17 protein-coding genes are annotated in these 19903 nt (G+C 53.4%); 10 read left to right on the top strand and 7 right to left on the bottom strand.

Going from position 1 to position 19903, the window contains the following annotated elements; translation table 11 throughout:
• Positions 1-17 precede the first annotated feature (17 nt).
• The 6 genes from AC5DDB_RS25390 (at position 18) to AC5DDB_RS25415 (ending at position 5340) form a co-directional block, all read left to right on the top strand.
• Positions 18-959: an SMP-30/gluconolactonase/LRE family protein gene (locus AC5DDB_RS25390; RefSeq protein WP_491742560.1), complete on the top strand. Its 942-nt coding sequence runs from the start codon at positions 18-20 to the stop codon at positions 957-959.
• Between the two features lie 248 nt (positions 960-1207).
• The gene (locus AC5DDB_RS25395) at positions 1208-1564 is read left to right on the top strand and encodes an ArsR/SmtB family transcription factor (RefSeq protein ID WP_491742561.1); all 357 of its coding nucleotides are present in this window, start codon (positions 1208-1210) and stop codon (positions 1562-1564) included.
• Positions 1565-1629: 65 nt separating this feature from the next.
• Entirely contained in the window at positions 1630-2868 is a 1239-nt protein-coding gene (arsB, locus tag AC5DDB_RS25400) for an ACR3 family arsenite efflux transporter (RefSeq protein WP_491742562.1), read from the top strand.
• 16 nt (positions 2869-2884) lie between these two features.
• Complete coding sequence (locus tag AC5DDB_RS25405) at positions 2885-3133, top strand: hypothetical protein (protein ID WP_491742563.1); 249 nt, start codon at positions 2885-2887, stop codon at positions 3131-3133.
• Positions 3134-3278: 145 nt separating this feature from the next.
• On the top strand, positions 3279-3710 hold the full coding sequence (locus AC5DDB_RS25410) for an arsenate reductase ArsC (protein WP_491742564.1): 432 nt from the start codon (positions 3279-3281) through the stop codon (positions 3708-3710).
• A 181-nt stretch (positions 3711-3891) separates the two neighbouring features.
• Positions 3892-5340 carry a Gfo/Idh/MocA family protein gene (locus tag AC5DDB_RS25415; RefSeq protein ID WP_491742565.1) on the top strand — a complete coding sequence of 483 codons (1449 nt, stop codon included), beginning with the start codon at positions 3892-3894 and terminating at the stop codon, positions 5338-5340.
• Between the two features lie 280 nt (positions 5341-5620).
• Here AC5DDB_RS25415 and AC5DDB_RS25420 read toward each other — a convergent pair whose 3' ends face one another.
• The 6 genes from AC5DDB_RS25420 to AC5DDB_RS25445 form a co-directional block, all read right to left on the bottom strand.
• On the bottom strand, positions 5621-6490 hold the full coding sequence (locus AC5DDB_RS25420; protein WP_491742566.1) for an alpha/beta hydrolase: 870 nt from the start codon (positions 6488-6490) through the stop codon (positions 5621-5623).
• Between the two features lie 142 nt (positions 6491-6632).
• On the bottom strand, positions 6633-7994 hold the full coding sequence (locus tag AC5DDB_RS25425; protein WP_491742567.1) for an outer membrane protein assembly factor BamB family protein: 1362 nt from the start codon (positions 7992-7994) through the stop codon (positions 6633-6635).
• Positions 7995-8043: 49 nt separating this feature from the next.
• Positions 8044-9297, bottom strand: a complete 1254-nt coding sequence (locus AC5DDB_RS25430) for a PQQ-binding-like beta-propeller repeat protein (protein ID WP_491742568.1) — start codon at positions 9295-9297, stop codon at positions 8044-8046.
• A 54-nt stretch (positions 9298-9351) separates the two neighbouring features.
• A complete protein-coding gene (locus AC5DDB_RS25435) occupies positions 9352-10410 on the bottom strand; it encodes a TolB family protein (protein WP_491742569.1) in 1059 nt (352 codons plus the stop codon).
• 194 nt (positions 10411-10604) lie between these two features.
• The gene (locus AC5DDB_RS25440) at positions 10605-11351 is read right to left on the bottom strand and encodes a polyprenol monophosphomannose synthase (protein WP_491742570.1); all 747 of its coding nucleotides are present in this window, start codon (positions 11349-11351) and stop codon (positions 10605-10607) included.
• Positions 11352-11422: 71 nt separating this feature from the next.
• Complete coding sequence (locus tag AC5DDB_RS25445; RefSeq protein WP_491742571.1) at positions 11423-12289, bottom strand: tetratricopeptide repeat protein; 867 nt, start codon at positions 12287-12289, stop codon at positions 11423-11425.
• Positions 12290-12522: 233 nt separating this feature from the next.
• On the opposite strand from AC5DDB_RS25445, the gene AC5DDB_RS25450 reads away from it, so the two are divergent.
• Positions 12523-12999 carry a c-type cytochrome gene (locus AC5DDB_RS25450; protein ID WP_491742572.1) on the top strand — a complete coding sequence of 159 codons (477 nt, stop codon included), beginning with the start codon at positions 12523-12525 and terminating at the stop codon, positions 12997-12999.
• Between the two features lie 50 nt (positions 13000-13049).
• Here AC5DDB_RS25450 and rnr read toward each other — a convergent pair whose 3' ends face one another.
• Positions 13050-15269: a ribonuclease R gene (gene rnr / locus AC5DDB_RS25455; RefSeq protein WP_491742573.1), complete on the bottom strand. Its 2220-nt coding sequence runs from the start codon at positions 15267-15269 to the stop codon at positions 13050-13052.
• 154 nt (positions 15270-15423) lie between these two features.
• On the opposite strand from rnr, the gene AC5DDB_RS25460 reads away from it, so the two are divergent.
• The 3 genes from AC5DDB_RS25460 to AC5DDB_RS25470 all read left to right on the top strand — a co-directional run bounded on the left by AC5DDB_RS25460 (position 15424) and on the right by AC5DDB_RS25470 (position 19616).
• Entirely contained in the window at positions 15424-16503 is a 1080-nt protein-coding gene (locus AC5DDB_RS25460; protein WP_491742574.1) for a Gfo/Idh/MocA family protein, read from the top strand.
• 347 nt (positions 16504-16850) lie between these two features.
• Entirely contained in the window at positions 16851-18434 is a 1584-nt protein-coding gene (locus AC5DDB_RS25465) for a TolC family protein (RefSeq protein WP_491742575.1), read from the top strand.
• 90 nt (positions 18435-18524) lie between these two features.
• Positions 18525-19616 carry a twin-arginine translocation signal domain-containing protein gene (locus tag AC5DDB_RS25470; protein WP_491742576.1) on the top strand — a complete coding sequence of 364 codons (1092 nt, stop codon included), beginning with the start codon at positions 18525-18527 and terminating at the stop codon, positions 19614-19616.
• The last annotated feature ends 287 nt before the right edge of the window (positions 19617-19903 follow it).

Below are 19903 nucleotides of genomic sequence, written 5' to 3' on the forward strand. Positions count from 1 at the left end.
GCGAAAGAACCCCTTCGATGAAGTCGCTCATACTCTGCTTAGCCACTGTTGCTGTTTGTTTGCTTTCGCAAATGAGTTTGCTTGCTCAGGAGATTACTCATAGCTTTCTCGCGTGTGGCAAACACACCTATATCATGGGAGAGGACGGCAAAGCGAGTTGGACCTATCCGGCTGCGACTCGGGATGGTTTTGTCCTTGAAGATGGCACGATCATTCTGACATTAAGCAAATCGAAACGATACAAGGGCGGTGCAGTTGTTCGCATTGATCCGAGCGGGACCGAGACATTGAATTGGAAAGGTACGCAGAGCGAAGTCAACAGTGCTCAACCCACTGCCGAAGGCAACTTTGTAATCACAGAAGCAGGAAACAAGCCACGACTACTAGAAGTCGATTCAGACGGGAAGATTATTCGAGAATTCCCGTTGGCATGTCAAAAGTCGAACCATCACATGCAGACTCGAATGACCCGAAAGACGCCCGACGGAAATTACCTTGCACCGCACTTGTTAGACTTCGCCGTTTTTCAGTATTTGCCGGACGGTAAGGTTGTGGACAAACTCGATACAACGGTTCCAGAAGATACCGACCACAAGATTCACACTTGGCCTTTCACCGCGATTCGACATGGCGACGGCCACACACTCGTTTGCTGCACGCATGGAAATCGAGTGGTTGATTTTGACAGCGACGGCAAAATTGTTTGGACACTTACCAATGACGATCTCCCGGGAGATTGGCTACAGGATCCGTGCGGCGGGCAAGTCCTTCCCAACGGCAATATCGTTGTGACGAGTTACGCCGGCGGGCGACACGATCGACATGCCCCAAAGTTGTTCGAAGTCACTCGGGACAAAAAAGTGGTCTGGAAATACGCCGATGGCCAGTCTGTTGGAATCCATCATTTCCAGATTCTCACAACCAACCAAAAGAAACTTGAAGGTCCTCCTCTCAAATAAAGAGGTCTTTCTGACTGTTCCACAGAATGTCTGAAGCCATTTGCTTTTTGATCCTAATGGGGGGCAGAGAACCCGAGTCCACGGATGACTTTCGGATTCTCACTCACGCCAAAAGACGACCGAAGACGCTCGATACTCGACCCGGTTCCGCCCTCTCGCTGGATGGTTCATGAGTCCGTCTCCCCCCACGAACGAAGTTTAGCTGTTGACCTGACCAAGTTAGTCTTCTAACATTCGCCCAAGCGAATATGGATACTGGCACCCAACAACTTGACGTCGACATGGTCTTTCGGGCTCTGTCCGATCGGACACGCTTGCGGATTCTGAATCTCCTGCGTGATGGGGAGTTGTGTGTCTGCGATCTGGTGACCGTGCTTGATGTGCCGCAGCCAACTGCTTCGCGGCATCTAGCGTATCTTCGTAAGACGGGGCTGGTCGCAGCTCGCAAAGAGGGTTTGTGGCATTATTACCGGCTGACACCGGCCGAAACTTCATTCCATGGCAAGCTGCTCGAATGTGTAGAAGCTGCAAGTCTGGAAGTTGCCCAGCTGACGACAGACACGAAACAACTCCGTCTCGAGCAACGATCAAACTGCTGTGACTGAAGCAAAATTTTTTTTAGTTAATATATTCGCCTGTGCGAATGTATTGGGTCGTGGAGTGAAAAATTATGGAAGCAGACTGTACTACTCAGAAACCAAGTATAGGTGGAATGGGATTCTTCGAGCGGTATCTGACTGTGTGGGTCGCGCTATGTATTGTAGCCGGGATCGCACTCGGCGAGTTGGCCCCGGGGCTTGCGAATTCGCTCGATCAGATGGCGATTCATATCGATAACGCGCCCGTTGTATCGATTCCCATTGCACTATGTCTGTTCTTCATGATGTATCCGATCATGGTGAAGATCGACTTCGGCGAGGTCCTGCGAGCCGGGAAAGCGGTGAAACCGGTCGGGCTCACACTATTCCTCAACTGGGCGATCAAGCCTTTCACAATGTACGCTATTGCCGTGTTTTTTCTGGGCACTCTCTTCCTAAATTTCATCGGTCCCGATGCAGTTGATTATGTCAAGCCCCCGTTGGGGCAGGATCTGCCTGTAGGCGTCGACTATGGAGCAGGCAAGGTCGTCCTTGTCGATGGCGTAAAGATGCTGCAGGTGCCATTGTGGCGAAGCTATCTCGCCGGCTGCATCTTATTAGGAATCGCGCCGTGTACAGCAATGGTCTTAGTCTGGGGGTATCTTGCCCGTGGAAATGATAGTCATACATTGGTCATGGTGGCTGTGAATTCCTTAACAATGCTATTGCTATACGGGGTACTCGGCGGGTTCCTATTAGGTGTCGGCAAGCTGCCGGTTCCTTGGCAGGCACTTTTACTTTCGATAACGGTCTACGTTGCGTTGCCTTTAGTGGCAGGGTTCTTCTCTCGTAAATGGCTAATTGCAGCCAAGGGAGAAGCGTGGTTTCAGGAGCGTTTCCTAAACTTGCTAACGCCCGTGACCATCACAGCTCTTCTAATAACATTAGTCTTGTTGTTCTCGCTGAAGGGCGAAGTCATTCTTGAGAATCCTGCGACGATTCTCTGGATTGCCATACCTCTATTCTTGCAAACGATTTTGATTTTTGCATTAGGGTACGGTATCTCGAAGTTCTTAGGACTGAAATACGAGAACGCTGCTCCGACCGCTATGATCGGAGCTTCAAATCACTTCGAAGTTGCGATTGCGACCGCAGTGATGCTTTATGGACTCTCATCGGGCGCAGCTCTGGCTACTGTTGTCGGTGTGTTAATTGAAGTCCCCGTGATGCTGATGCTTGTTCGGTTCTGCCTCAATACAAAGAATTGGTTTGAGGATGAACCCGAAGCACAGCCAAATGAACAATCAGCTGCCGCGGTAGCGGAATTGTAGGCAGAAAGGTTTACTCATGAATCATCATCGGGAATGTTACGGCAAAATGTTTCCAGACGTACTACATCTGCCTTCGGATCAGCCGGTTTCCGGTAAGGTTTTTACGGTCTTGGTAGAGCGTGCTGGCGGGTTGCTGCGATCGAATCGCTCGATCACTGCAGATCATGGCGAATGGAATGAGTGCCTAAAGTGTCCGGAATTCGATGACTGCTATAAGTTTTGCCAAGCAAAGCTAGCATTATCCACAGCGGTCGCTACCCAATAATCGACTAGTACCGTATTTGTAGACGCAACGGGTTATAGAACGGTGAGCAATGAACCGGTGCCTATATCTCGGACGACCTGCGATACGGTGATAGAACGAATCTTAGTTTTTTACATAAGCAGGTCCCAGGGATTGGAGAGGGAGTATGGATCAACGGCATGTGATTTTTGTTTGCACTGCAAACTCCGCCCGTAGTCAAATGGCGGAAGCGTTACTTCGCAAGTATGGCAGCGACCGTTTTGTGGCCCATAGTGCCGGTATGAATCCCCAGGAGATCAATCCACTCACCATTCAAGTGATGCGTGAAGTCGGAATTAGTCTGGAAGGGCATCGTTCGAAGTCAACACGAGAGTTTCTCGGTCGCGTGCCTATCCGATACGCTATTATGGTTTGCGAACATGCGGAGCGGGAATGTCCTCGCTTATGGCCGTTCGGTGCGACGGTGCTTTCATGGCCATTCGACGATCCCGCAGCCGCCGTGGGCACAGACGATCTGCGACTGGAAAAGTTTCGAGCCGTGCGTGATGAAATCGAAGCTCGTGTCCGAAAGTGGATCAACGAAGAGATTGCCAGCTAGGTTGAAAATGTCGATTTTCAATCAATCTTCGATTTCTGGCCTCGCTGCTTCCCGACACATGTTGCAGGGATTTGCGAGAAACTGAGTTTTGGAAGTTCAGTTGCTGCAAAGTCTGGTTTACAATGAATTCGGTCTTGCAACAGCTTCTATACTCCACGACACTTCCAAGGAGATCGTCCTAATGAGTTCTACAAATCGCTCGCTGACCCGTCGCCATTTTCTGCAGACGGGGATCGCCGCCGGTGCCTGGTTGGGAGTGGCATCGAACAGAACATTTGCCGCCAGCCCGAATGAAGAGATTCGGTTGGGCTTTATCGGATGCGGTGGTCGAGGAGGTCAATTGATCGGCCACTTCAAAGAACTCGACCATGTCAAGATTGCCGGTCTATACGATCCCGATCCGCGTCGCGCTGCCGGAGCCAAAAACGGTTCTCGAACACAAGCAACGATCTTTCCCAGTCTGCCGGAAATGCTCGAGAACGACGACATCGATGCCGTTGTTATTGCAGCCTGCAACCATTGGCATTGTTTGGCGGCGATTCAGGCGATGGAAGCCGGCAAAGATGTTTACGTCGAGAAGCCGCTTTCACATTCTCAATGGGAAGGTCAGCAAGTGGTAGCGGCTGCTCGCAAGTACAATCGTATTTGCCAAGTCGGAACCCAACAACGCTCTGATCCGATGCAAGCCGAAATCAAGAAGTTCCTCCACGAAGAGAAAGCCTTGGGAGAGATTCAGTCCGCACGTGTCAATCGGTACGGCCAACGTGGATCGATCGGCAAACGCTCAACACCGCTCAAGATCGACTCCAACCTCGATTACAACATGTGGCTTGGGCCAGCTCAGGATGAGCCGATCTATCGCAACAATTTGCATTACGATTGGCACTGGGACTGGAATACAGGTTCCGGCGAAATGGGGAACTGGGGCGTGCACGTGCTCGACGATCTCCGGAACAACGTTTTCCAAGACAAGGTTTCACTGCCGAAGCGAATTTTCGGTGGTGGCGGTCGTGTCGCCTGGAACGACGCCGGTGACACGCCGAATGTCCATTTCGTGTATTTCGATACCGGTTCCATTCCCGTCGTGATCGGCCTTAGCAATCTGAAGGAAATTGGATCGGCAAAACATCCTGGCCCTGGCAGTGGGTATATTGCTTACTGCGAAGGCGGACGTTTCGAAGGTCAACGGGGAAGCGCGGTCGCGTTTGACGACCAAGGTAAAGTTATCAAGAAGTTCAAAGGCAACGGCGGTAATACGCTGCATCAACAGAACTTCATTGATGCCGTTCGATCACGCGATTCATCCATCCTCAATACTGATGTGCTCGTGGGGCATCATTCGACTGGTTGGTGCAACCTAGCGAACATCGCCTTCCGAGCCGGCGACAACTTCAGTTACGAAGCGGCCAAATCTGTCAACGGTGGAGACATCTGGACGAGTTTGCTCGAAGAAACCGAGAAGCATCTCGCATCTCACGACATCGGAATTGAAAGCACGCAAATCAAACTTAGCCCAGTGCTGGATGTTGATGTCGAGAAGGAAGTGTTTGTCGGCGAACATTCCGAGCAGGCCAATAACTTCCTCAAACGACAATACCGTAAGGGATTTGAAGTTCCTGAAATTGCCTAAACATGATGATGTTCGATGTTGGCTAACGCGTCTGTGCGCGACCAACAATCAAAATTCGACCCGCGGATGATTGACTCGAAAGAGTCTTCATAGCGGGGATAACCCATAAGACCTCGCTGCGTTCAAAGCCAACCAGCGAGTTTTTTTCATTCCGATCTAATTGCCAGGCGTGATCTAACTGATGAACCGTTTTGTATGGTAATCGACTCAGTTGAGGCCGACGACACGATACTGTGGATCGTTCGTCGCTAAACCCGCAAGCGATTTCATCGATTTAGAACTAGTTCTCTGATCGTGTCGGGCTAAGACAATCCGCCAGGAATTCGATCATCGTATCGCTAGAGCGTTCATAGTATTTGCCGAGATTGTGGTTCGTGTCAGCAAGCACGAGGGTTTGATGCTTGATTCCTCGACTATGCAGTAAGTCGGCGAGCGGTTTGAAAGCTTCCGGCCGATCTTGATCGCCATTAATAGTGATCAATGCGAAATTGTTCGCTTTGAGTTTCGCGGCATTTTGCTTGGCGATTGCTAGGAGTGGGCTGTCTTCAGCACTGCCACGGAATGAAAGTGCTCCGCCCCAACTTCCCGCACCACAGAATAGATCGGGATGGTTCAAGGATAGATGAACCGCGCCAGCCCCGCCCATCGAGAAGCCACAGACGACACGGCCGGACGCATCCGGTTTTGTCGGATACGATTTGTCGATTTGCGGAATCAGTTCGTCGACGATCATCGACTCGATCTGCCCGCGGTAACCGCTTAATCCGCCATTGGGAAACACGCAAATCGCCGGCGGAAACTTTCCCGAACGCATTTCGCGAGCGATTCGTGAGGCAAAGCCAGCTGAGTCGGACTTTTCCGAACCGCCGGCCCCATGCAAGAAATAGACAACGCGATAACGCGTAAGCTGGCTGGTATCAAACTCCGGTGGGGTCCACACCACATATCCCACATCGTGACCAAGCGATTTGCTAGCTAAAACCTTGTGGGTCAGTCCACGCATTTGAGGGATATCAGGATTGACCCACGTAATTTCACGTCGGCGACGAGTATCTTGTGTTCTTGGAGACTGTTGGGCACTGGCTTGCTGTGTCGCGATGTCGTTCACGAGACATGCGAGCGTCAACACATAGATGGGGAACTTGAACATTATTGCTCCAACGCTCTCTCGTGACTTTCGGCAGCAACCGAAAGTAGTGCGTTTGCCGATCGACGATATTCAAAATTGTTAGATGTCCCCTAGTCTGGCAGTCGCTAGGCAAGGGGAACTTAGACAATCAGCGGACAGCACACTAGCGGTTGCCAAGGCAATACAGGGCATCACCAGTGCGGATGATGAGTTTGCTTCCAGCGATGGCTGGTGTGGACATGCAAAGTTCGTTGCTCTCGAGCGGATTCGAGTGCAATTGCACGAATTCCGGTCCCGCCTGAATAACGATGGTATCCCCGAATTCGTTAAGGCAGAAGATCTTTCCGTTGTAAGCCCATGGCGAGGAAGTGAAAGAACGCCCGCCACGCAACCGCTTTCGTTCGTAGATTAGTTCGCCAGTTCGGGCATCATAGGACGCCATTAAACCACGATCATGGAGAACGTAGAGTTGGTCTTGATAGACGAGTGTGGACGGATTGTAGGGGGCCGCTTTGGGTTGGCACCAGGCAATCGAGTCATTCGATGTCTGGTTCTCTGACAAAGAAATATCGCCACTTGCCCCTGGTTTTATTGCAAAGATTGGGCGGCTGGAGTCATTCACGTAACCGGATGTAACGTACAACAGACCGTGCGCTGAATAGGGGGTTGCAATCGTGATACTTGAGCACCCTTCAAACGAATACAGTAAATTGCCGTTCAAGTCATACGACCGAGTTCGGCCGGTTCCCGGTGTGATAATCTCAGTGCGTTCATTGTTCTCCCAAACGAACGGCGTGGCCCAATTACTTTTTTCATCGCGTTTGACACGCCAAATCTCTTCACCCGTTTTCGCGTCCAGTGCTGTTAGAGACGATTCGTCTTCGTTGTCGCTGACGACGTATAGTCGACCCTCGTGCAGAACCGGCGAAGCTGCTGTTCCCCAGTCAAATCGAGTTTTGCACGGAGGCAAGTCGATTTGCCAAACCGGCTCTCCCTTCAAGGTTAAGCAGTAGAGTCCCACATCGCCGAAGAGAACGTATACTCGCTCGCCATCACTGACGGGAGTTTCGGAAGCATAACTGTTTTTAATGTGACGAGAGTTTTGGGGGATGTCTTTGTGGAGTGTTCGAGCCCATACGAGTTTGCCGTTGGAGAGGTCGAGGCATAGAACTTTCCACTCGTGCAAGACTTCATCAGGCTGAGTTCGATTGCCTCCGAAGTAGAGCCCTGGTTTGGCGTCCTCGGGTTTGCCCATTGCTCGTGTCACCGTCGTCACGAACACACGATTCCCCACGACGATTGGTGACGACCACCCACGCCCTTCAAGAGGCGTCTTCCAAATCACGTTTTCGGTTTCGCTCCACCGTTCCGGCAGATTCTTGTCATTCGAGATGCCACGTGCACCGGGGCCGCGGAACTGCAGCCAATCGCTGGCAATACCGTCTGCTGTTGCAAGCACGGTCAGACAGATGAAGACGGTCGACGCGAAAACCAATCGACTGCGAAGACAAGTTTGCTCCAACATCAGAGACGATCCTTAAACAGAACGGAGAGCGGCCGGTTGATAGTCCGGTCTAGCGAATGCAGAACAGGCTTTTCGCAGTGCGGATCACGATTTGGCCTTCGGTGATTGCGGGAGTCGAGTTGCTTGGTTCACCGAGTTTGTTGATGGCCAATTCGCGATACTCCTTCGGGTCAGCCGCAAACACGTGCGTGGTGCCATCTTGGTCGGTGGCGTAAAGTTGCTCGCCGACAGCAACGACGGAACCCCAAAAACTTTTGGCCCGCGCTTTCCAACGTTCCTTCCCGGTTTTCATTTCCAGGCACTGCACGACGCCCGGACCGGCTCCCACGGAGTAGATGGAATCGCCCAGAACAACTCCGGAACCGATTCGTTGCGGGTTTCCTTGTTTCACCTGCCAAAGCAGATTTTGCTCAGTGACATCTCCGCGACCGCCAAGCTGAAAACCGATTGCAGTCCCCTTGAAACCGCCCATCACGACCCCTAATCCGAGAGATTCACTGATGATCGGCGAGGTGTAAACCAAACCCTTTTGTTCAAGACCACCCACATGCCACAGGATGTCTCCCGACTTCAAATCGTAGGCCACGACTCGTTTCGGCTGACCGACAATGAGTTGCTCTTCACCATTCACTCTGGCGACCACGGGAGTTCCCCAAGAGCCGATCCATTCCCGGCTTTCTTCGTTCAGTCCGCTGGCACCACCGGGTTCCTCGGTTCGCCAAAGTTCGTCACCGGTTTTGAGGTCCAAAGCAACTACGAATTGTCGTTCGCCAGGGCCGGCGTTCAGAAAGACTGTTTCGTGATGAATGATCGGTGACGACCCGAACCCCCAGATGTGAATGAATTTGCCGAGGTCCTTTTCCCATTGCAGTTTCCCGGCCAAGTTGTAGCAGAAGATTCCCGCCGATCCATGCCAAACGACCACGCGATCACCCGAAACCGCCGGCGTCGTCGGCGCGTGTGGATTCGTTTTGTGCGTCGGTTCTTCGTCGTCGAAGTCGATGGTATTCGCCCACTGTTGTTTACCGTTTGATTCCGCAAAACAACCGAGCGTACGTTCCTTGCCATCGGGACTTGCCCAGGTCACGAAGACGTGACCATCCGCAACAACCGGGCTTCCGTTGCCGTTGCCGGGAAGGGGGACACGCCACGCGACATGGGTTTTCTCATCCCATTCCAACGGAGCCGTCGTCGCGGTGGAAATGCCATCGTTATTTGCTCCCCGGAATTCCGGCCATTGAGCAAAAAGTTGACTGGCCAAAGTCCCAAACCACACAATCACAATCATCGCGAGACGGCTCATGAATTTGTTCCTTGTATAGGTCTGTTGGGGGCAATCCTCAGCAAACGTGAGTTGTTATTCTTTTGATTGACCGCGTATCCAATCTGCCATCCAGAGTTGGCTGCTGCCGTCTTCGGTGCGGGTGCTGGTCCACATCAATTTCGTGCCATCCGGGCTGAACACCGGCAACACGTCGGCTTTGGGGGCCGACGTGACTTGCGTGACTTTCCCGCCCGTGAACGAGTCGTCATCGTATTCGATTTCCATTGTCTTCAGTTGGAAATGGGCTCCCACCGGACCACGACTGTAGTCCGCACTCGACCAGATGATGTACTGCCCGCTCGGGTGAAAGTAAGGGCACCAGTTGACTTCGTTGAGGTTATCGGTCAATTGCACTTCATGTTTGCCGTCGACGGAGACCGCGTACAACTGCAGCATGTGTTCTTTCTCGCGATCGCTGCGGAAAATCACCCATTTGTCATCGGGTGAGAAGAACGGGCCGCCGTCGTATCCGTCGACATTCACGATTTGCCGAACGTTCTTGCCGTCGGCGTCCATGATGTATAAGTCCGGGTCGCCGTCCCGTGTCGATGTGAACACGATGTGCTTGCCATCGGACGAGTAACTGCCTTCGGCATCGTAACCGGGGGCATCGGTCAGTTGGGTCAGATTCGTCCCGTCGCGGTCGACGGTGTAGATATCCATGTACTCATCGAAATCCCATTGGTAACGGCGTCGTCCGCCTTCCGCAGCGAGTTTACGAGCGGCCAATTCTTCCCGTGCCACTTGCGGGTGCGAATGGGCGGAGGCGAAAAGAATCTTGCCGGCATCGGGAGTGAAGTAGGCACATGTCGTCCGACCGCGACCGGGGCTAATTCGTCGCACGTCGCCCGATTCCAAGTCTTGCGTGTAAATCTGATAGAACGGATACCCTACCGGATACGCCTGATACACGATCGTTTTGCCGTCGGGAGAGAAGTATCCTTCCCCGGCGCGTGGTAAGCCGTGTGTCACTTGATGGATGTTCGCCAGATACTTGGATTCAACGTCCGGCGTGGTTGGCTCGGCCGCGTCGGCACTGGAAGCCGTGAACAGAATGCAACAAACGGCCAGTTTCGTCATTCGATCAAACATGGATGATCCTCTGTGATCGGGAAATCTATGAAGGTTTCGATCTCACAGCGTAAGCCATCCGCTGGGAACTTGCACGTCTACCCGGGATTCCTCATACGCGGTCCAACCTTACGCACCGTTTCGCAGGCTGCGTCATGACGCACCGTTGATTGCAGGTACGGAATTTGTGGTGCGTCGTAACGCACTCGACGAGACTACGAGGATGGAGTTTCCGTGTTCTCACGGACTGGCACGCCGCGGACGTTGTCGATGCCCAAGCGAAAAATGTCCCATAACGCCCGTCGCACTTCGCGGGTGTTGATTTTCGATTGGCCATGCTGCCGATCGAGAAAGACGATCGGCACTTCCACGAATCGGCAGCCAACCCGTCGGCAGCGGTAGAGGACTTCTTCTTCGAATGCGTACCCTTTCGCACGCACACGGTTCCAGTCGATTTCCGCCAGTTTGCTCACACGGTAACAGCGGAACGATCCACTGTTGTCCTTCGTGTGTAGTCGAAGCGCGGTGCGAGCATAAAGATTGACGCCACGACTCATCACATGCCGAAGCGGTCCCCAACCTTCAATCCCACCGCCCGGCACGTAACGCGAACCGATGACGACATCCACCGCTTCGCCGTTCGTTCCAGTAATCGCATTTCGCAACTCCGGCAGATGACGCGGATGATGGCTGAAGTCCGCGTCCATATTGATTAGCCATGTGTAACCGCGTTCGATCGCCCAGCGGAATCCGGCCAGCGTGGCCGCCCCGATCCCTTGCTTTTCCGCTCGATGCAACACATGGACTCGCGAATCCGTCGATGCCAGATGATCGGCGATCCGCCCGGTTCCGTCTGGGGAATTGTCGTCGATCACCAACACGTCGACATCGGCCGCGTGCTGATGAATCTCCGTAATCAAGCCGGGGAGATTTTCACTTTCGTTGTATGTGCAGAGCGTCACCAGCGTCCGCTCCGCTGGTGCGGACTCCGTTGGTGATATGTCTTCAGACGTCAATCGATGCCTCAGTTTCGTCAAGGGTCAACCGCATCGGCTGGTGGAATCGCGGCCAGAAACGGTTCAAACCAATTTGCTCGCCCTGAGAGTTTCCAACCGGCCTCAAGCAGCTTTTTCGCGTGGTCGATTTGGCCATCTAGTTGTAACAATGCACCCGCCAGGAACAAGCGATCGGGATTCTGTTTTTCTTCATCCAACCAATCCAGAACCGCCAGCAACACGCCTTGCTTCGCGAGTTCGTTGTCTGCACCGAATATCGCGTTCAGCGTATCGGCTTCGTCGACAAGGGTTGGATCGGCTTGCAGTCCCTGCTTCAATTGATCGGCCGCCCGGTCGAACTGATTGATCGCCGCCAATGCGATCGTCAGCCGCAAGTGAGCCGCTCCCCGATCGCGAGCATGATTGACGGCATCGCGATAGCGTCGATAGGCAGTGCTGAATTTCTGCTGTCGGAACCAATGATCGCCGCGAATTTGGGCTCGCACGCTCTTCAATTTCGATAGGTGCGTCGAAGGTTCCGGAACGATGGGTTCGCTCGGTCCAATGATGGCATTGACGGGAACGCCAAACGAGTTCGGAACGAACGCGGGCGTGGCTGGAAATTGTTCAGGCGGCCATTGTCCGATAGCGGGAACCGGACCCGAAACTGCGATGGGGGTGTAAATTGGCGTCGGTTCGAACAGCACGCAATCCGTTCGCGTCCAGATCGGCGACGAGACCACGGTAAAACTCTGTAAACCGTATTGACCGCAGACCGGGAGGAATCCGCCGCCGACCGGACCATGGTAATACTGGAAATCGAATGAGTGCACCACTTGGCCGAACACCGGGGCAAGACCGCCCGCCAGCCAAACCGTCATCACGGCGAACACGTTGTTCTTCATCGCTCGACCGCCTTTCCATTCCCGCCATGGCCCGCAATCGCATTATGAGCCGAGTGGAACAGGTGGTCAACAGGCTGCCGGCCGGAGTCTGGTTTTCACGCCGGAAACGACTATGATTCCCTGACCGATGGCCATTCTTCTGCAAGGCGAGTCTTGCGGAATGGCTTGCGACACCTGCATGTGATGGCCATACGGCCTCGAACAATTGAAATTCATTTCCAAGGAGAAGATTGGTGAAAAATTCGACCCGAATCCGCTGGGGATTGGCTCTGTTGGCGGTCATCGGATGCTTGGGATTCGTGCTGCAAATGCCAACCGATGTGGTCGGACAGGAAGACGAATCGAAACCAGCCGAGTCGAGTTCGTCGAAAGGGATGTCGAAAATCGAACGCGGCAAGTACCTTGCCACTCAGGTCGCAATGTGTGTGCAATGTCATTCGCCACGACGATCAAACGGCGATATTGACACCCGCAAGCTTTTCGAAGGCGCTCCGGTGCCGGTGGCCAGTCCCTACCGCACGCAACAGTGGGCCTTCAATGCCCCGTCCATTGCAGGTTTGCCGGGCGGATGGAGTGAAAGCGACCTTGTCATGTTGCTCACCACCGGCAAACGCCCCCGCGGCCCCAAACCCGATGCCCCCATGCCCCCCTACAAAATGACCGTCGAAGATGCCTCGGCAATTGCAGCGTATTTGAATTCGTTGGAGTAGGTGTAGCGAAACGAAACCCACACAGAGAGTGCAGGCCGAACTCCGCGAGACTAGCGCCGTTTGCGTTTTGAGCGGGTTTTGTTTGGCTTTGGCTTGGGTTTCTTGTCTTTGGATTTCGACTTTCGTTTGTTCGTTCTTGGATTGTTATCTGGGGCGACACGGAAGTCGAGTTCTCGGCGATCGACGTCGACTCTGGCAACAATCACGCGGATACGGTCGCCGAGACGGAAGCGAGTGCCAGTGCGGCGGCCGACGAACGCGAAGATTGATTGTTCGTAGTCGTAATAGTCTTGCGGCTCCAGTGCAGTGACGTGAATCATGCCTTCAGCGGGCACATCCACGCCTTGGCAGAAGACTCCGAACCGTTCGACGCCGGTAATGACTGCTTCGAGAGTTTCATCCACCCGGCTTTCCATGTGGGTGAGGAGTTTGACTTTCGTCAATTCTCGTTCTGCAGTTGCAGCGCGACGTTCCCGATCGGAACAGTGTCGGCCTTGCTTCGCGAGATCACTAAAACTATCGAACCGTGCCTTCTTGTGGTGCTTGACGATTTCGTCGAAGAGCCGATGGACGGTTAGGTCTGGGTAGCGGCGGATCGGGCTTGTGAAGTGACAATAGTTTTCTTCCGCGAGCGCATAGTGGCCGATTTCCTCGGGCGAATACGACGCTTGTTTCATGCTGCGAAGCAACGCAAAGTTCACCGCCTGTTCGCCAGGTTTGGCGTGCACAGCGTTGACGAGCGATTGCAAATGCGAACGGCTTTGATATTTCTTGATCGGATACCCAAGAGCCGTTGCGAACTCGGCGAACGCTTTGAGTTTCAGTTCATCCGGTTCCGGGTGGACACGTCGGAGAAATGGATACTCCATGTCATCCATTGCGGTGGCGACGGAGATGTTCGCAGCGAGCATGAACTCTTCGATAATTTGATGACTCTCGTCGTGCTCAACCTTATGTGCACCGCAAACAGCCCCTTCGGAATCAAAGTCTAATTTGACTTCTTTGAGGTGCAATTCCAAGGCACCGTGTTCAAACCGTCGTTTCCGAAGGATCATCGCGAGTTCGTGCATCCACCCGAGCATCTGCCGAACTTTAGCACTAATGCGGCCTTTGTGTTTGTCCGGGTCTTTGATGATCGGCATCACCTCTTCGTAGGCGAACCGGCGGTTCACTTTGATCACCGAATTTGCGAAGTGCACATCGACCGGAATGCCATCTGGGGTGAACTCGATTTGCACCGTCTTTGTGAACCGGACCTTGCCTTGTTGCAGGCTTGCAAGTCCGTTCGAAATCAGCTCCGGCAACATTGGGATCACACGGCCAGGTAAGTAAATGCTGGTTGCGCGATCGTAGGCTTCTTTGTCGAGCGGCGATCCTTTCTGCACGAAGTGAGCGACGTCGGCAATATGCACCATGAGTTGCCAATGCCCGTTCCGTTTTCGTTTGAGCGAAATCGCGTCGTCGAAATCGCGGGCATCGACAGGGTCGATCGTGACGGTGACTTCCTTTGTGAAGTCGTCACGGTCGCCGATGTTCTCTTCATCGAAAAGTGCGGCTTGCTCGCGGGCCTCTTCGAGGGCATCTTCAGGAAAGGCCTGAGGCAAACCGAACTCGTGAATGACGCTTTGCATATCCACGCCAGGTTCACCGACCGCGCCAAGAACCTGTGTAATAACGCCTTCACCAACATACCGCGGCGTTGGAAACCGTAGCATTTCGATCACGACTTTGTCGCCGGGTCTGGCGGACTTCGCACGCGAGTCGCCAACGACAATCGGTTCGGTAAACGTGGTGCCATCGACCCGTACCAGTCCGGTTTCCCCGTCCTCGAAGTATGTGCCGACAAACGTCTGCGTTGCTCGCTGGATGATCGACGTGATGCGTCCGCAGCGTTGTCCGTTGCTGCGTCGGCGGTTGACAAGTCGCACGGTGACTTCATCGCCCGTATGTGCCGCTCCGACATCTTCAGGCGACACGTAAACGTCTTGATCATGCAGGTCGGGGGTGCGTTCGTGCGGGATCACGTATCCCCCACCACTCCCAACGCGTTTAATGATCCCGACGACTTCGCCCGCTAATGCCCGGGGACGGATCCGGCCATTGCGGTTCTCCCGGACCTGCCCATCGGCGATGAGTTGCTCTAACGTATCGTGAAAGGCGGACAGTTTGGACTTCGTAATCCGAAGTTTCTTCGCCAGCGCTGACGCCTTGATCGGCTTATAGTCGGGCTGAGTAATATGATCGAGAATTTGTTGTTCGACTGAGTTCATCAATTTTATCTTATCGTTTCAATGACGCGAGCGTTGGAAAATCATAGCCGATTTGGCAACACTCTCGATATGGCAAGAGGTAATTCCATCCCCTGGGAATCTGTTTTCGCGGGGCGGTAGGTTGTGAACGAAGAAACCATCGACAAGGTCAAACATGGAACCTGTTCGGACGGCTCTCGTAGGTTGTGGCAAGGTCGGCCAGATTCATGCTCAGGCATTGTCGCGGCTGAGCGAATCAAATTTCGTGGCGGTATGTGACGGACAAAAAGATCGAGCCGAACGGTTCGCTGTTGATTATAACGTCAAGGCGTTTGACTCGGTTTCTCAGATGATTCGCGAAACCGGTGCGGAAGCCGTCATGATCTGCACGCCGCATCCGCTTCACGAACAACCGACGATCGAAGCCGCCGCTGCGGGGGCTCATGTTCTCGTCGAAAAGCCGATGGCTTCGTCGCTCGAAGCCTGCGATCGCATGCTCGACGCTTGTGATTCCGCCGGTGTTCAACTGGGAATCGTCAGTCAGCGACGGTTCTTCGAACCCGTACAACGGATGAAAGCCGCGATTGACGCCGGCAAAATCGGGCAACCGATTCTGGGCACATTCTCGATGTTCAGCTGGCGGGACCAGGCATATTACGAATCCGATCCGTGGCGAGGACGCTGGGACACCGAAGGCGGCGGTGTGCTAGTGAATCAATCGCCCCATCAATTAGATATGTTGCAATGGTTCATGGGCGAGATCGACGAGATCTCCGGTTATTGGGCCAATTTGAATCATCCTTATATCGAAGTCGAAGACACATCCGTGGCGATCGTGCGGTTCAAATCCGGCGGATTAGGGAACATCGTTACAAGTTTGTCCCAGAACCCGGGAATTTACACAAAGGTCCATATTCATGGTTCGAATGGAGCTTCGGTCGGCGTTCAAACCGATTCCGGTGCGACATTCGTGGCCGGGATGACGTCCATCGCGGATCCGCCCCTCAACGATCTGTGGACAATCCCGGGTGAAGAACATCGTCTTGCTGAATTCAAAACCGAAGATCGCGATCGCTTCAGCCAGATCGACGCGACTACTTACTACCATGAATTACAAATTCAAGATTTTCTGCAAGGAGTTCGTGCTAACCGACCGCCCTTAGTGAGTGGATTAGAAGGTCGAATTGTCGTGGAAATGTTCACGGCCATCTATCAATCGAACAAGCTCCGACGACCAATTTCGTTTCCTATCTGACGCTGCTGACACGCTATACGGTGCGAGTTCAATCAATTTTCAGGGTTTCCGAAATATTTTGCACGTTGTACTACGGTCGGACGCGGAGACCAACAGTTGGGCAAATCGAATGTCGACGCAGAAATTGACGCCGGGTTGCATGACTCCTTCGACGAACCAGACCCCAAATCAAAATTCCGGTGATTGTGCATAATCTTACTTGAGTCAATTCACGTAAACAGATCAATTTCTTGACGGTTACTCGGCTTTTGGGCTGCGAAATCGGGTCAAGCGACATGAGTGATCCATCCGATACCACTTGACGTGTTATTCGGTTTGTCGTCCTCTCATTGCGGATGCGGAACACTATGCCAACCCATCCGAATTCCTCGCGTTTACCACGTGATGTGTTTGCCGGTCCCGATGGTTTCGGTGCTTCAAAACAGCGGAGGCTTCGTCGACTCGCCAGTGTGCTCGCGATTTGCGGACTTTCTTCGTGCGCGAATTTGGATGTGGCAACATTCTCACGCGAACCGTCTTCGGAGAGTATTCCCGCGTGTCGGCCCGTTTCGGAAACAAACCCGAATACGCAATTGGCTTCCGCAGAAGACATCAGCGACAACGAGACTCCCGAACCGCAAACGGTGATAGCCCCATCGCCTGAGACCATCCAGACAGTTGGCTCAGCCGGGTTGACGCTCGATGTGCTGGAAGCGATGGCTTTGGAGAATAATCCAACACTTCGCCAAGCAGGTTTGCTCGTACAGCAAGCGGAAGGAAACTGGCAGCAAGTGGGACTCTATCCTAACCCGGTTGCCGGTTATATGGGAGAAGAAATTAACGACGAGGGCACCTTGGGGAAGCAAGGCGTCTTCGTTAATCAGACCATCGTGACAGCCGACAAACTGGAACTCAATCAAGTGGCAGCGAGTTGGAACGTCGAGCAAAACCGCTGGCAAGCCAATGCCCAACGATGGGCGGTCGTCAATAGTGTGAGAGATCAGTTCTATCAACTCTTGGCGACTCAGCGAACCGTTGAAGTTGCAGAGGAGTTGCATGCGATCGTTCAAAAAGGGCTTCAAACCGCCCGGGAACTGCAACAAGCCGGTCAAGTTCCTCAGACAGACGTTCTGCAAGCAAAGTTAGAGCTGAATGCGGTCGATGTGATTCTGCAAACGGCCCGTCATCAGGAGAGTGGAGCGAGACGCGAACTGGCGGCTTTAATCGGTGTGGACGAGTTGCCCGCTGAATCGCTGCAAGGTCAACTTGATCGTCCGACAAAGCCACTGAACTTCGAGCAGGAGTGGATACGGCTCCAAGCCGAGAATCCCGTGTTGCAGTCGGCTCATGCCCAAATCGAACAGGCAAGAGCCCAGCTACGTCGTGAACAAGTTCAACCGATTCCGGATGTCCAACTCCAAGCGAATGTCCTCAACGACTTCGCAACCGATAACGCGGTCTTCGGCTTGCAACTTGGTGTGATGCTACCGGTTCACGATAAGAACCAAGGAAACATTTCTGCCGCGTATGCGAAATTTTATGCCGCTTTGGAGAATGTACAGCGTTTGGAATACGCCATTCGTCAGCAACTCGCCCAGGCTGTCCAACGCTACGAAGTTGCCCGCACACAGGTCGATTTGTATCGCGACGAAATCCTGCCAACTGCCCAGGAAGCGCTTGACCTGACCACACGCGGCTATCAGTCGGGTGAGATCGGTTTCCTCCGTTTACTAACGGTTCGTCGAACGTACGTGGAAAATCAGATCAACTCGATCGCTGCCATGCGGGAGTTGAATTCTGCATCTGTGCAGCTACAGGGCCTGCTCATTACTGGGGGGCTCAGCGCTCCCGGCCAAGTCGTGAGCAACTTCGGCGGTTCTTCGAATTCGATGAACCAGAGTGGAATTGGTCGCGAAATTCAACCAGCGATCACAACGCCCAAGGTCGATTGAACCGACACGCTTTCACTCACGAACGGAAGACGGCACAATACGGGCATCGCAACTTGCCCAATCTCAGCCAACTTCGTTCGGAGATGTTCAATGGCTTCCGCGTCTCAGTCTGCCGTAACCCGACGGGAATTCCTGACTCAATCTGCCGCCGCGACTGCCGCTATCGTTGCTGCACCGTCGGTGATCACCGCTGCAAAAACTGATAAGCCGCTCGTGGTCGGTGAAGGCGAGTACCGCTACGAAGTCGAGCACAATTGGCCGGAACTCCCGAGCAAGTATTCCTGGCAAACCACCCATAACGTCGCAGTCGACAAGGCCGGCAATCTGTACGTTATTCATGAGGGGCGGGCGAACCTGAAAGATCATCCGTCGATTTTCGTATTTGACTCAGACGGGAAATTCATTCGGGCTTTCGGAAAGCAATTCCAGGGCGGCGGGCATGGGTTGGAAGTTCGCCAGGAAGGCAGCGAAGAGTTTCTTTATGTCTGTGCCTATCAGCAAGTCAAAGCGTTCGCGAAATTGACTCTCACTGGAGAGACCGTCTGGGAAAAATATGCCCCGATGGAATCCGAAGTGTACGCTGCCAATGAAGACACCGATCGCAAGAAAGTTTGGGGACGTGATCGGTTCCTACCGACCAACTTCGCATTTCTCGATGACGGCGGATTCCTGCTCGCTGACGGTTATGGGTCGTTCTACATTCACCGTTACGACAAAGATGCCAACTGGGTGTCCAAGTTCGGTGGTCCCGGTCAAGGTGAAGGGAAATTCGCCACGCCGCACGGTATTTGGATCGATCGTCGGAGTGATGGCGACCCGGAAGTCGTCATTTGCGACCGAGCCCATCATACGCTGCAGTACCTCACGCTCGATGGCAAATACCTCCGCACACAAACCGGATTTGGTTTGCCCGCCAACATCGACACATGGGAAAACTTACTGCTCGTGCCGGAACTCCATGCCCGCGTGACCCTCCTCAATGAGAAGAATGAAGTCGTCGCCCAACTTGGTGGCGATGTCGAACGGGTCACCACGAAACAGGGGATTCGCAACGATGCCTCCCGTTGGCAAGCCGGCAAGTTCGTGCACCCGCACGATGCCTGTTTCGCCGCCAATGGGGATATCTTCGTCGCCGAGTGGGTCGCCACCGGTCGCGTCAGCCGACTGAAGAAACTGAGCTAGTCGGTGGCCCAATCGACCATTCGGGCACAGATTCGTAGGGTGCATCATGTACGATTACGCATTTGTGAGATGATAACGAACACAAACTATTATCAAGAAAGAAGTTGTGTGCCACTGCTAGCTTGCCTAGCAGTGCGAGTGACCAGCCGACCGGGAGTCGCTAAAAACACTGCTGGGCAAGCCAGCAGTGGCACCCATTGACGCCAGTAGTAGTACCCGTTAACGCTGACAAATGCGAAATCGTGCATGACGCACCGATCACGTTTTCTATTTGCGATGGCGCGTCG

It is taken from the genome of Thalassoroseus sp. (assembly GCF_984380535.1).

Coding starts and splice junctions, on each gene's coding strand:
- AC5DDB_RS25470 (WP_491742576.1), top strand. CDS start 18,525: ATGGCTTCCGCGTCTCAGTCTGCCGTAACCCGACGGGAATTCCTGACT.
- AC5DDB_RS25415 (WP_491742565.1), top strand. CDS start 3,892: ATGAGTTCTACAAATCGCTCGCTGACCCGTCGCCATTTTCTGCAGACG.
- AC5DDB_RS25425 (WP_491742567.1), bottom strand. CDS start 7,994: ATGTTGGAGCAAACTTGTCTTCGCAGTCGATTGGTTTTCGCGTCGACC.
- AC5DDB_RS25390 (WP_491742560.1), top strand. CDS start 18: ATGAAGTCGCTCATACTCTGCTTAGCCACTGTTGCTGTTTGTTTGCTT.
- AC5DDB_RS25420 (WP_491742566.1), bottom strand. CDS start 6,490: ATGTTCAAGTTCCCCATCTATGTGTTGACGCTCGCATGTCTCGTGAAC.
- AC5DDB_RS25410 (WP_491742564.1), top strand. CDS start 3,279: ATGGATCAACGGCATGTGATTTTTGTTTGCACTGCAAACTCCGCCCGT.
- AC5DDB_RS25405 (WP_491742563.1), top strand. CDS start 2,885: ATGAATCATCATCGGGAATGTTACGGCAAAATGTTTCCAGACGTACTA.
- arsB (WP_491742562.1), top strand. CDS start 1,630: ATGGAAGCAGACTGTACTACTCAGAAACCAAGTATAGGTGGAATGGGA.
- AC5DDB_RS25465 (WP_491742575.1), top strand. CDS start 16,851: ATGCCAACCCATCCGAATTCCTCGCGTTTACCACGTGATGTGTTTGCC.
- AC5DDB_RS25430 (WP_491742568.1), bottom strand. CDS start 9,297: ATGAGCCGTCTCGCGATGATTGTGATTGTGTGGTTTGGGACTTTGGCC.
- rnr (WP_491742573.1), bottom strand. CDS start 15,269: ATGAACTCAGTCGAACAACAAATTCTCGATCATATTACTCAGCCCGAC.
- AC5DDB_RS25395 (WP_491742561.1), top strand. CDS start 1,208: ATGGATACTGGCACCCAACAACTTGACGTCGACATGGTCTTTCGGGCT.
- AC5DDB_RS25460 (WP_491742574.1), top strand. CDS start 15,424: ATGGAACCTGTTCGGACGGCTCTCGTAGGTTGTGGCAAGGTCGGCCAG.
- AC5DDB_RS25445 (WP_491742571.1), bottom strand. CDS start 12,289: ATGAAGAACAACGTGTTCGCCGTGATGACGGTTTGGCTGGCGGGCGGT.
- AC5DDB_RS25435 (WP_491742569.1), bottom strand. CDS start 10,410: ATGTTTGATCGAATGACGAAACTGGCCGTTTGTTGCATTCTGTTCACG.